The sequence below is a fragment of the Streptomyces sp. NPDC057623 genome (genome assembly GCF_042800355.1).
In the GTDB taxonomy this organism is placed as follows: domain Bacteria; phylum Actinomycetota; class Actinomycetes; order Streptomycetales; family Streptomycetaceae; genus Streptomyces.
In genome coordinates, this window is sequence record NZ_JBHVGZ010000002.1 from 244,530 (window position 1) to 256,828 (window position 12,299).

Consider the following 12,299-nt stretch of genomic DNA (forward strand, 5'->3'; position numbering starts at 1 on the left):
CGGGAAGGCCTGGCCGGGGAGGAGCACATGGAGGCGATACCAGCACGGGCGCGCGTGTACGTCGTCTGTGCCGCCCTCGCTGCCCTGTTCTGCCTGCGTCCGCTGACGGTCGCCGACACCCCCTGGTGGGCGGTGGCACTGCTCGCCGGCCTCTACGCCGGGGGTGAGCGGATCGCCGCCAGGTGGCGGCCCGCGGGCAGCTTCTACCCCGTGCTCCTCGCCGGGGCCTTCCTCCTGCCGCCGGCCGCGGCGGCGCTGGTACCCGTACCGGGAGCCCTGCTGTCTCCCGTGGGCCAACGGCCGCGCCGGCTGCGCCGGTTGTGGCGGGCGGCCCAGTCCGCGGTCGCGGTGTGGGCGGCCGCCCGGGTGCACGAGGCGCTCGGCGGACACGACGCCGTCCTCGCCTCCGACTTCCCGTACGCGCTCGCGCCCGCCGGAGCCGCGGCGCTGACGTTCTGCCTGGTCCTGACCGTCCTGGACGGCGGGATTCTCGCGCTGGCCGAGCGCGTGCCGGTACGGCGTGCCTGGCGAGGGCTGTTCCCGCACTCGCTCGCGCCGATCGCCGTGCACGGTCTGGCCGGGCTGATGATGGCCGTGCTCTGGCGCAGTCCCTACGGCCCGGTCGCCGCGCTGCTGGTGCTGCTGCCGATGTGCGTGTCGTGGTGGGTGTTCGCCCAGTACCACCGGGAACGCGCGGCCCACCAGGCGACCATCCGGGCGCTGGTCCAGGCCGTCGACATCAAGGACGGCTACACCCGCGGCCACAGTGAGCGGGTCGGCCAGGCCTCGATGATGATCGCGCGGGAGCTGGGCATGGCCGACGAGCGCGTCGAGGTGCTCCGCTTCGCCGGGATCCTGCACGACGTCGGCAAGCTGGGCGTGCCCACGCGGCTGCTGCGCAAGGACGGACCGCTCACGCCCGAGGAACGGCGCGTGATCGAGCTGCATCCCGAGTACGGGCACGAGATGGTCCGGGGCATCTCCTTCCTCGGCGAGGCCCGGGCCGCCGTACTGCACCACCATGAGCGGCTCGACGGGAGCGGCTACCCCTACGGGCTGAGGGGGAGCCAGATCCCGGAGTCGGCTCGGGTGGTGGCGGTCGCGGACGCGTTCGACGCGATGACGTCGAACCGGTCGTACTCAAGGGCCCGGCCGGTACCCGTCGCCCTGCGGGAACTGGAGAAGTGCGCGGGCTCGCAGTTCGACCCCGCGATGGTCACGGCCCTCGTCAGAGCCGTGGACCAGCAGGGGTGGCATCCCGCCGTGACCGCCGACGAAACGTCCGTGCCGCCGCCCCGCCCGCCCGTCTCCAGTGCCCCGGGGGCGCACCGATGAGCGCCCCGAGACCACCCTTCCTGCTCACCCTCGTGCACACCTGCGCCGCCCTTCTCGCCGTCGGCTGCCTGATCGACACCCTGGGGAGCGGCCTCGACGAACGCGGCACGGCGCTCGCCTTCGGCATCCTCGTCGCCCTCGGCGAGCTCACCCGCTGGTCGGGAGCGGAGGGCAGGGAGGCCGCGCCCCTCGGCGCCGCCGCCGCTCTCTCGTACGCCCTGCTGGGGGAGAACGGCGGGCACCCCACCGGGCACGGCGTCACACAGGTCCTCAGCGTGGTCCTCGCGGCCGCGCTCCTCGGCAGCGTGCCGCACATCGCGCGCGGCCGGCCCGTCCTCGACCACCTCGCCCGGCGCGTGCTCACCGTCGGCTTCGCGGCCGTCTGCTTCCAACCCCTGTACAACCAGGGCACGTTCCACGGCTGGGGCACCGCCTACGCCCTGTTCCTGCTGGCCGTCCTCGCCCTCACCGCCCTGTGCGACGCCCTGCTGGCCGCCGCGCTGGCGCACTCCCGTACCCGGTGGCCGTTCGGGCCGCTGCTGCGGGACCAGCTGCGCGCGACGCTCGGGATCGGGTCGGCGGTCTGTGCGACGGGTGCGGTGATGGCGCTCGCGGTCGCCGTGGCCGGGCTGTGGGCACTGCCCGTCTTCTCGCTTCCCCTCCTGCTCACCCAGATGTCCCTGCGCCGGTACGCCGCCGTCCGGGCGACCTACCGGCAGACCATCGCCTCCCTCGCCCGGGCCACCGAGATCGCCGGGTACACGCCGGCCGGACACGCCAGGCGGGTGGCCGCGCTCAGCCGCGAGGTCGGGCGGGACCTGGGCCTGTCCGAGGCCGAACTCACCGTGCTGGAGTACGCGGCCCTCATGCACGACATCGGGCAGCTCAGCCTGGTCGATCCGGTGCCGCATGGGGCCACCGCCGTGCTGCCGGTCGAGGAACAGCGGCGGATCGCGCTGCTGGGCGGGGCCGTCGTACGGCAGACCGGGGTGAACCCGCAGGTGGCCACGGTCGTGGAGCGGCTCGCCGACCCCTGCCCGGAGCAGCCGGTCGCCGCGCGGATCGTGCGGGCGGTGAACGCCTACGAGGAGAAGGCCCGCGACACCGGGCCCGGCGGCCCGCTGAGGGCGCTGGAGGAGCTGCGGCTGGGCACCGCCGGGGACTATGCGCCGGAGGTGGTGGGATCGCTCGCACGGGTGCTGTCCAGAGACTGTCTTACACCCCCTGTGGCTGGGTAACCCATGGGTAATGAGCGCCCTTCCAGCCGTACGTGGTTGGATGCGAATGAGAGGGTGTCCGGGGGCGAGCACTAGCCAGCCCACTCCACGGAACTGGCAGGCGGGAATCGTGAGGATCTTCGGCAAGGGACGGCACCGGCCCTCCGCCTCCTGGCGGCAGGCCACCGACCGTGCGTTCACGTTGATCGGCGACGGTCGGTACGAGGACGCGGGCGCGTTGCTGACCCGCGCCGCCGATCTGGAGCCCTGGCTTTCGGAGTCCTGGTTCAACCTCGCCCTGCTGCACAAGTTCCGGCACGACTGGGAGCAGGCCCGCGCGGCCGGACTGCGCGCCGTGGCCCTGCTGGACCGGGAGACCGGGGCGCCCGACTGGTGGAACGTCGGCATCGCGGCCACCGCCCTCCAGGACTGGCCGCTGGCCCGGCGGGCCTGGCAGGCGTACGGGCTGCGGGTGCCCGGCGGTGCGACCGACTCCGGTGAACCGCTCGGGATGGACCTGGGCAGCGCGGCCGTACGGCTGTCCCCGGAGGGGGAGGCCGAGGTCGTGTGGGGGCGGCGGCTCGACCCCGCCCGGATCGAGGTGCTGTCCATCCCGCTGCCGTCCTCCGGGCGGCGCTGGGGCGAGGTCGTGCTGCACGACGGGGTGCCCCACGGGGAGCGGACCACGTCGGCGGGGCACGCCTACCCCGTCTTCGACGAGATCGAGCTGTGGGCGCCCTCGCCGGTCCCCACCTGGGTGGTCCTCCTGGAGGCCGCCACCGAGGACGACCGGGACGCGCTGGAGCAGCTGGCCGCGGACGCCGGGTTCGCCGCGGAGGACTGGTCGTCGTCCGTGCGGCTGCTGTGCCGGATGTGCTCCGAGTCGCGGATGCCGTCGGACGAGGGCGACGGGGAGCATCTGGACCCGCACGACCACAGTGAGCCGGGTCACCCCGGGCCCCTGGGGCACCGGACGGACGGGCAGCTGTGGGTGCCGGAGCGGGAGTGCGGGGTGGCTGCGCCGGCCGCCTTGGTGCGGGGGTTGTTGGACGGGTGGGTTGCGGACAGTCCGGATTCTCGGGATTGGCGGGATCTCGAAGAGGTCTGTTAGACCATTGCCGACTGCGGTTTCGTCGTGGCTGGTCGCGCCCCGCGGCGGAGCCGCATATCGACACAGTCCCGCGCCCTCCAGGGACGCGTTCCCCGTACCCTGTATCAGCATCACACCCTCTTTTCTTGTGCAGGAAGGCATACGTCGGTCATGGCCCAGCAGGACACCGAGCAGCAGCACGCGGGCGTGCTCCCCGTGGACGACGAGGGGTTCGTCGTCGACACCGAGGACACGGAGGAGCGCGAGAACGCCTGGCGTGAGCGCGGCGCCTCGCGGCCGATCACCGTCGTCGGGAATCCGGTGCTGCACAAGGAGTGCAAGGACGTCACCGAGTTCGGCGCGGAGCTGGACCAGCTCGTGGCGGACATGTTCGCCTCGCAGCGCACCGCCGAGGGCGTCGGCCTCGCCGCCAACCAGATCGGTGTCGACCTGAAGGTCTTCGTCTACGACTGCATGGACGACGAGGGCAGGCGGCACGTCGGTGTCGTGTGCAACCCGAAGGTCGTCGAGCTGCCCGCCGACAAGCGCCGGCTGGACGACAGCAACGAGGGCTGCCTCTCGGTCCCGACGGCATATGCGCCGCTGGCCCGCCCCGACTACGCCGAGGTCACCGGGCAGGACGAGAAGGGCAACCCGATCAGGGTGCGCGGCACCGGGTACTTCGCTCGGTGTTTGCAGCACGAGACCGACCACCTGTACGGCTACCTCTACATCGACCGTCTCTCCAAGCGGGAGCGCAAGGACGCGCTCCGCCAGATGGCCGAGAACGAGCCCCGCTACCCCGTGGTCGCGAACGACTGAGGCCCTCTCAAAGGCCCCACAGGCCCCGTGCGCACGGCGCCCGTTCAGGTTCACCTCCCTGACCGGGCGCCGTTCGCATGTCCGTCGCACGTTCGATCCCATACAGGCAACTCGTGATCCATATCCAGTCACATAGGGGGAGATTCTCGGCATCGTGGGGTAGTGAATGAAGCAAATCCGTTCCCAGATCGGTCAGTTGTGGTGCTGAATGGAAGTGCGGGGATACGCAACGGCGCACGCCCGGCACAGCGGGAGGGGGCGTGCACAACTACACAACTGGCGGCTGAGAGGGGTTTGTTCGTGCATGCTTTCTCACACAGCACCACATCGACACCGACGGCGGTCCCGGTACCACCATCGCTCTCTCTCCCGGTGATCGAATCAGCGTTTCCCAGGCAACTTCATCCGTATTGGCCCCAGCTTCAGGAGAAGACCCGTACCTGGCTGCTGGAAAAGCGGCTGATGCCGGCCGACAAGGTCGAGGAATATGCCGACGGTCTGTGCTACACCGACCTCATGGCGGGGTACTACATTGGCGCCCCCGAGGAGGTCCTCCAGGCGATTGCGGACTACAGCGCGTGGTTCTTCGTCTGGGACGACCGGCACGACCGGGACATCGTCCACCGCCGCCCGGCGGCCTGGCGGCGGCTGCGGTTCCGGCTGCACGCGGCGCTCGACTCCCCCGAGGACCATCTGCACCACGAGGACGCGCTGGTCGCGGGGTTCGCGGACAGCATGGTGCGGCTGTACTCGTTCCTGCCCCGCACCTGGAACACACGGTTCGCCCGGCACTTCCACGCGGTGATCGAGGCGTACGACAGGGAATTCCGCAACCGCACCGAGGGGTATATCCCCACGGTCGAGGAATACCTCGCCCTGCGCCGGCTCACCTTCGCGCACTGGATCTGGACCGATCTGCTGGAGCCGGCCGCGGGGCTGGAACTTCCGGACCCCGTACGGAAACATTCGGCGTATCGGCGGGCGGCGTTGCTGAGTCAGGAATTCGCCGCCTGGTACAACGATCTCTGCTCACTGCCCAAGGAAATCGCGGGCGACGAGGTCCATAATCTCGGAATCAGCCTCATCAAAGACAGGGGGCTGACCCTGGAAGAGGCGGTGACGGACGTCAGGCAACGGGTCGAGGAATGCATATCCGATTTCCTCGTGGCCGAGCAGGACGCTCTGGAGTTCGCTGACTCCCTGGCCGACGGCACGGTGTGGGGAAAGGAACTCAGCGCCGCCGTACGCGCCTGCGTCTGCAATATGCGCAACTGGTTCAGCTCCGTCTACTGGTTCCACCACGAGTCCGGCCGGTACATGGTCGACAGCTGGGACGACCGGTCCACGCCCCCGTACGTCAACAACGAAACGGCAGGTGAGAAATGACCGTCGAGTCCGTCCGCCCCGAAGCCGGGCCCCGTGTGGCTTCGGACCTGCGTGAGCCGCCCCTCGCGGGCGGAGGCGTTCCGCTTCTCGGTCACGGCTGGAAGCTGGCCCGAGATCCGCTGGCCTTCATGGCCGCGCTCCGGGACCACGGCGACGTCGTACGCCTCAGGCTCGGTCCCAAGACGGTGTACGCCGTCACCACGCCCGACCTCACCGGCGCCCTGGCGCTGAGCACCGACTTCAAGATCGACGGGCCGCTGTGGGAGTCCCTGGAAGGCCTGCTCGGCAAGGAGGGCGTGGCCACGGCGAACGGCCCCCGGCACCGGCGTCAGCGGCGCACCATCCAGCCCGCCTTCCGGCTCGACGCGATCCCCGCGTACGGGCCGATCATGGAGGAGGAGGCGCATGCGCTGACCGAGCGCTGGAAGCCCGGCGAGACCATCGACTGCACCTCCGAGTCCTTCCGGATCGCGGTGCGCATCGCCGCCCGCTGTCTGCTGCGCGGCGACTACATGGACGAGCGGGCCGAGCGGCTGTGCAACGCGCTCGCCACCGTCTTCCGGGGCATGTACCGGCGGATGGTGATCCCGCTCGGGCCGCTGTACAAGCTGCCGCTCCCGGCCAACCGCGAATTCAACCGGGCCCTGGCCGATTTGCATCTCCTGGTCGACGAGATCGTCGCCGAACGCCGGGCATCTGGTCAAAGGCCGGACGATTTGCTGACGGCATTGCTGGAGGCGAAGGACGAGAATGGCGACCCCATCGGGGAACAGGAGATCCACGACCAGGTCGTCGCGATTGTCACCCCGGGCAGCGAAACCGTGGCCTCCACCATCATGTGGCTGCTGCATGTGCTCGCGGAACATCCGGAACACGCCGACAAGGTGTGTGCGGAGGTCGAATCCGTCACCGGCGGGCGGCCCGTGGCATTCCAGGACGTCCGTAGCCTCAGGCACACGAACAATGTCGTCGTGGAGGCGATGCGTTTGCGCCCTGCGGTCTGGATTCTGACGCGACGGGCGGTGACCGATACGTCACTTGGTGGCTATCGCATTCCGGCCGGGGCCGACATCATCTACAGCCCCTACGCCATCCAGCGGGACGCGAAGTCGTACGCGGACAACCTCGACTTCGACCCCGACCGCTGGCTTCCGGACCGCGTCAAGGACGTGCCGAAATACGCCATGAGTCCGTTCAGCGTGGGCAACCGCAAGTGCCCGAGCGACCACTTCTCGATGGCGCAGCTGTCGCTGATCACGGCGGCGCTGTCCACGAAGTACCGCTTCGAGCAGGTGCCGGGTTCCCAGGACGCGACCCGCGTCGGCATCACACTCCGCCCGAACAGGCTGCTGCTGAGGCCGGTGCCGAGGGACTAGCCGTCGGCACCGGCCTACGCGGCGCTCGGTCCCTGGAACGTCCTTCGGTAGGCGTTCGGGGTCGTCCCCAGGGCCCGTACGAACTGGTGGCGCAGTGCGGCCGCCGTGCCGAACCCCGTTCGACCGGCGATCGCGTCCACGGTCTCGTCCGTCGCCTCCAGCAACTCCTGCGCCAGCAGCACACGTTGGCGCAGGATCCAGCGGTAGGGAGTGGTGCCGGTCTCCTGCTGGAAGCGACGGGCGAAGGTGCGCGGGGACATGAGCGCCCGCTCGGCGAGCTGCTCGACGGTGAGTTCCTCGTCGAGGTGCCGCTCCATCCACGCCAGCACCTCGCCGACCGTGTCGCACTGGGAGCGGGGCAGCGGGCGCTCGATGTACTGGGCCTGTCCGCCGTCCCGGTGCGGCGGGACCACCATGCGCCGGGCGATCTTGTTGGCGACCTCGGGCCCCTGCTCCTGCCGCACGATGTGCAGACAGGCGTCGATGCCGGCGGCGGTGCCGGCGCTGGTGATCACCGGTCCCTCGTCGACGTAGAGCACATCGGGCTCGACGACCGCCCGCGGATGGCGCCGGGCCAGTTCCTCCGCGTGCCGCCAGTGCACGCTGCACCGCCGCCCGTCGAGCAGCCCCGCCGCGCCCAGTACGAAGGCGCCGGAGCAGACGCTGAGCACCCGCGCGCCCCGGTCCACGGCCCTGACCAGGGCGTTCAGCAGCTCGGGCGGATAGTCGCGGGTGACGTACTCGCTGCCGGCCGGGACGGTGATCAGATCGGCCTCGTCCAGCCGTTCCAGGCCGTACGGCGTCGAGACGGTGAGCCCGCCGACATGGGTGCCCAGGGTCGGCCCCTCGGCCGAGACGACCGCGAAATCGTAGGTGGGCAGGCCCTCGTCGCTGCGGTCGATGCCGAACACCTCGCAGACGACGCCCATTTCAAAGAGATGTACACCGTCCAGGAGGACGGCGGCGACGTTGCTGAGCATGGGCTACCTCGCATTGCCGCGCTGGTCGGTGTCGGCTTCGGCCGGGGGTCCGGGGGTTGTCCCCCGGAAAGCACAGCAGCATGCTGCCAGTGTGCCTCGAAAGTGGCAGTAAATCGAGGGTTGGCGGCAGTCCTGCCACTGTTCGTAAGGAGTGTCCGGCGCGACAGTGTTGTCATGACTACGGAACAGACACAGACACTGCTCGCCATGGTCGTCGTGCTCGGCATGTTCGTCCTCCTGGTCCTCCCGTCAGTGATCGGGATCGTGCACGACCGGCGCATCGACCGTCAGATCAGGGAGGCCCAGGAACGCGACAAGGCAGAGGCTCAGAAGTCCTCGTCCAGGTCGACGGTGCCCTCCACCGCCACCTGGTACGCCGAGGGACGCCGCTCGAAGAAGTTGGTCAGCTCCTGAACACCCTGGAGCTCCATGAAGGAGAAGGGGTTCTCGGAGCCGTACACCGGAGCGAAGCCGAGCCGCGTCAGACGCTGGTCGGCGACACACTCCAGGTACTGCCGCATCGACTCGGTGTTCATGCCCGGGAGGCCGTCACCGCACAGGTCGCGCCCGAACTGGAGCTCGGCCTCGACGGCCTCCCTCAGCATGTCGGTGACCTGCTGCTGGAGCTCGTCGTCGAAGAGCTCCGGCTCCTCCTTGCGGACCGTGTCGACCACGTCGAACGCGAAGCTCATGTGCATCGTCTCGTCGCGGAACACCCAGTTGGTGCCGGTGGCCAGGCCGTGCAGCAGGCCCCGGCTGCGGAACCAGTAGACGTACGCGAAGGCGCCGTAGAAGAACAGGCCCTCGATGCACGCGGCGAAGCAGATCAGGTTCAGCAGGAAGCGACGCCGGTCGGCCTTGGTCTGCAGGCTCTCCAGCTTCTCGACCTCGTTGATCCACTTGAAGCAGAACTCGGCCTTCTCGCGGATCGAGGGGATGTTCTCGACGGCGTCGAAGGCCGCCGCCCGGTCCTCCGGGTCGGGGAGGTAGGTGTCCAGCAGCGTCAGGTAGAACTGGACGTGCACGGCCTCCTCGAAGAGCTGCCTGCTCAGGTACAGGCGCGCCTCGGGTGAGTTGATGTGCTTGTACAGCGTCAGCACCAGGTTGTTCGCCACGATCGAGTCGCCCGTCGCGAAGAACGCGACCAGCCGGCCGATCATGTGCTGCTCGCCCTCGGACAGCTTCGCGAGGTCGGCGACGTCCGAGTGGAGGTCGACCTCCTCGACGGTCCAGGTGTTCTTGATGGCGTCCCGGTAGCGCTCGTAGAAGTCCGGGTAGCGCATGGGGCGCAGGGTGAGCTCGAAGCCCGGGTCGAGGAGATTGGCGTTACGGGCGGTCATTACTGGCAGGCCTCGCAGGACTCGGGGTTTTCCAGGGAGCAGGCGACGGCGTCGGGCTCGGCGACCTGCTGGACGGGGATGGTCTTCTCGGGCTGGGCGGCCTGACCCTGGGCGGCGCGGGCGATGCGGGTCGCCGGGCGTGAGCGCAGGTAGTACGTCGTCTTCAGGCCCTGCTTCCAGGCGTACGCGTACATCGAGGAGAGCTTGCCGATGGTCGGCGTCTCCAGGAAGAGGTTCAGGGACTGCGACTGGTCCAGGAACGGCGTCCGGTCGGCGGCCATGTCGATCAGTCCGCGCTGCGGGATCTCCCACGCCGTGCGGTACAGGGCCCGTACGTCCGCCGGGATCCAGGCGAAGTCCTGCACCGAGCCGTTCGATTCGCGCAGCGCCTCACGGGTCCGGGCGTCCCAGACGCCGAGCGCCTTCAGCTCGTCGACCAGGTAGGAGTTGACCTGGAGGAACTCGCCGGACAGCGTCTCGCGCTTGAACAGGTTGGACACCTGCGGCTCGATGCACTCGTAGACGCCGGCGATGGACGCGATGGTGGCCGTGGGCGCGATGGCCAGCAGCAGGGAGTTGCGCATGCCGGTGGTGGCGATACGGCTGCGCAGGGCGGCCCAGCGCTCCGGCCAGGTCAGCTCGACGCCGTAGTGGTCGGGGTGCAGGACACCCTTGGCGGTACGGGTCTTCTCCCAGGCCGGCAGCGGGCCGTTGCGCTCGGCGAGGTCGGCGGAGGCCTCGTAGGCGGCGAGCATGATGCGCTCGGCGATGCGCGTGGAGAGCTGTCTGGCCTCGGCCGAGTCGAACGGCAGCCGCAGCTTGAAGAAGACGTCCTGGAGGCCCATCGCGCCCAGGCCCACCGGCCGCCACCGGGCGTTCGACCGGCCCGCCTGCTCGGTCGGGTAGAAGTTGATGTCGACGACGCGGTCGAGGAACGTGACGGCGGTGCGGACGGTGGCGTCCAGCCGCTCCCAGTCGATGTCACCGGTCGCCGTGTCCACGAACGCGCCGAGGTTGACGGACCCCAGGTTGCAGACCGCCGTCTCCCCGTCGTCCGTGACCTCCAGGATCTCCGTGCAGAGGTTGGAGGAGTGGACGACATGGCCCGGCAGGGCCGTCTGGTTGGCGGTGCGGTTGGCGGCGTCCTTGAAGGTCATCCAGCCGTTGCCGGTCTGCGCGAGGGTGCGCATCATGCGGCCGTACAGGTCACGGGCCGGGATGGTCTTCTTCGCGAGACCGCTCTCCTCGGCCTTCCGGTACGCCGCGTCGAACTCCTCGCCCCACAGGTCGACCAGCTCGGGCACGTCCGACGGGGAGAACAGGCTCCACAGCCCGTCGGCGTTGACCCGGCGCATGAACTCGTCCGGGATCCAGTGCGCGAGGTTCAGGTTGTGCGTACGCCGGGCGTCCTCACCGGTGTTGTCGCGCAGCTCGAGGAACTCCTCGATGTCGGAGTGCCAGGTCTCCAGGTAGACCGCGGCGGCACCCTTGCGCCGGCCGCCCTGGTTCACGGCGGCGACCGAGGCGTCGAGCGTCTTCAGGAACGGGACGATGCCGTTGGAGTGCCCGTTGGTGCCGCGGATCAGCGAACCCCGGGAGCGGATGCGGGAGTACGACAGACCGATGCCGCCGGCGTGCTTCGAGAGACGGGCGACCTGGTGGTAGCGGTCGTAGATGGAGTCCAGCTCGTCCTTGGGGGAGTCGAGGAGGTAGCAGGACGACATCTGGGGGTGGCGGGTGCCGGAGTTGAAGAGCGTGGGGGAGGAGGGGAGGTAGTCGAGGCGGCTCATGAGCCCGTAGAGCGCGGCGACTTCGTCCAGCGCGCGGACGCCCGTTCTTGAATTGAGCGCAGTGTGATCGGCGAGACCGGCGGCGACGCGCAGCATGAAGTGCTGGGGCGTCTCGATGACCTTGCGGGTGTAGGGGTGCCGCAGCAGGTACCGGCTGTGCAGGGTGCGCAGGCCGAAGTAGCCGAAGCGGTCGTCGGCGCCCGTGTCGACCAGGGCGTCGAGGCGGGCCGCGTGGATGCGCGCGAAGTCGGCGGTCCGGTCGGCGACGAGGCCCTCGCGGTGCCCGACCGCGACCGACTCGGTGAAGGACGTGACGCCCTGCGAGGCGGCCTCCTCGCGGATGCCGATGGTCAGCAGCCGGGCGGCCAGCCGGGAGTAGGCGGGGTCCTCGGAGATCAGACCTGCCGCGGCCTCGGTCGCCAGCTCCCGCAGCTCCGCCTCGTCCGCGAGGGCGGACCGGCCGCGCAGCGCGGCGGCGGCGACCCGGCCGGGGTCGGCGTCGGGGAGGTCGGCGGTCAGCTCGGTCAGGGTCCGCAGCAACGCGGTTCCCGGAGCGTCCTCGACAGTCGGGACGGCTGAGGCCGGGTCTGCTGGCGCGATGGTCACGTGGGGGCTCTCCCTCGCTCGGCACGGGGGCCTGGCGGAGGGCAGGGGGCAGCACACGAGCGCACGCGGCGTCGCGTCCACCGGCCCACTCCACGAGGCCCGGACGTCAGGCGCGCCGACCGGGTGGCCGGGCGCACTGTCGACAGGTCCTCGGACTGACTCCTGTGCACAGACATGCACAAGTACACCGTTGCGGGACAGTTCCGGATTCGCACCGGATTCCCCTGCGACGACAGCGAGCATGAGCATACATCTTGTGCCGGGCTGTCGTGTCACCCCCAGATGTTGTGTCGCGGTGGTTTCAGAGCGTCAACTCATGGGTGAGCAGAGTGATGCCGGCGAGACCCGGGAGTGCGC

At 69.8% G+C, this 12,299-nt stretch carries 10 protein-coding genes and 1 riboswitch; of the genes, 7 read left to right on the top strand and 3 right to left on the bottom strand.

Features of this window, described 5'->3' with window-relative positions; all coding sequences use genetic code 11:
- The first annotated feature begins 27 nt into the window (after positions 1-27).
- The 6 genes from ACFU95_RS03275 (at position 28) to ACFU95_RS03300 (ending at position 7,226) form a co-directional block, all read left to right on the top strand.
- On the top strand, positions 28-1,335 hold the full coding sequence (locus ACFU95_RS03275) for an HD-GYP domain-containing protein (RefSeq protein WP_383820956.1): 1,308 nt from the start codon (positions 28-30) through the stop codon (positions 1,333-1,335).
- On the top strand, positions 1,332-2,573 hold the full coding sequence (locus tag ACFU95_RS03280) for an HD-GYP domain-containing protein (protein ID WP_383820958.1): 1,242 nt from the start codon (positions 1,332-1,334) through the stop codon (positions 2,571-2,573). The genes ACFU95_RS03275 and ACFU95_RS03280 overlap by 4 nt, the downstream gene beginning before the upstream one ends.
- 109 nt (positions 2,574-2,682) lie before the next feature.
- Positions 2,683-3,663, top strand: coding sequence for a tetratricopeptide repeat protein (locus tag ACFU95_RS03285; protein ID WP_383820961.1), 981 nt, complete (start codon positions 2,683-2,685; stop codon positions 3,661-3,663).
- 150 nt (positions 3,664-3,813) lie between these two features.
- Positions 3,814-4,464 (top strand): peptide deformylase, encoded by a 651-nt coding sequence (def, locus tag ACFU95_RS03290; RefSeq protein ID WP_383820964.1) that lies wholly within the window; start codon positions 3,814-3,816, stop codon positions 4,462-4,464.
- 300 nt (positions 4,465-4,764) lie between these two features.
- Entirely contained in the window at positions 4,765-5,850 is a 1,086-nt protein-coding gene (gene cyc1, locus ACFU95_RS03295) for an epi-isozizaene synthase (protein ID WP_383820967.1), read from the top strand.
- Positions 5,847-7,226: a cytochrome P450 gene (locus ACFU95_RS03300; protein WP_383820970.1), complete on the top strand. Its 1,380-nt coding sequence runs from the start codon at positions 5,847-5,849 to the stop codon at positions 7,224-7,226. Before cyc1 ends, ACFU95_RS03300 begins: the two co-directional genes overlap by 4 nt.
- 14 nt (positions 7,227-7,240) lie before the next feature.
- Here the strand turns inward: ACFU95_RS03300 and ACFU95_RS03305 are convergent, their stop codons facing one another.
- The gene (locus tag ACFU95_RS03305; protein WP_383820973.1) at positions 7,241-8,206 is read right to left on the bottom strand and encodes a helix-turn-helix domain-containing protein; all 966 of its coding nucleotides are present in this window, start codon (positions 8,204-8,206) and stop codon (positions 7,241-7,243) included.
- Between the two features lie 174 nt (positions 8,207-8,380).
- Between ACFU95_RS03305 and ACFU95_RS03310 the strand changes: the two genes are divergently transcribed.
- Positions 8,381-8,620 (top strand): hypothetical protein, encoded by a 240-nt coding sequence (locus tag ACFU95_RS03310; RefSeq protein WP_383820975.1) that lies wholly within the window; start codon positions 8,381-8,383, stop codon positions 8,618-8,620.
- Here the strand turns inward: ACFU95_RS03310 and ACFU95_RS03315 are convergent.
- Positions 8,533-9,546: a ribonucleotide-diphosphate reductase subunit beta gene (locus tag ACFU95_RS03315; protein ID WP_383820978.1), complete on the bottom strand. Its 1,014-nt coding sequence runs from the start codon at positions 9,544-9,546 to the stop codon at positions 8,533-8,535. The two genes, ACFU95_RS03310 and ACFU95_RS03315, sit on opposite strands and share 88 nt — an antisense overlap.
- Positions 9,546-11,942 (bottom strand): ribonucleoside-diphosphate reductase subunit alpha, encoded by a 2,397-nt coding sequence (locus ACFU95_RS03320; protein ID WP_383820981.1) that lies wholly within the window; start codon positions 11,940-11,942, stop codon positions 9,546-9,548. Before ACFU95_RS03320 ends, ACFU95_RS03315 begins: the two co-directional genes overlap by 1 nt.
- 145 nt (positions 11,943-12,087) lie before the next feature.
- Positions 12,088-12,166: riboswitch (cobalamin riboswitch) on the bottom strand.
- Positions 12,167-12,299 lie beyond the last annotated feature (133 nt).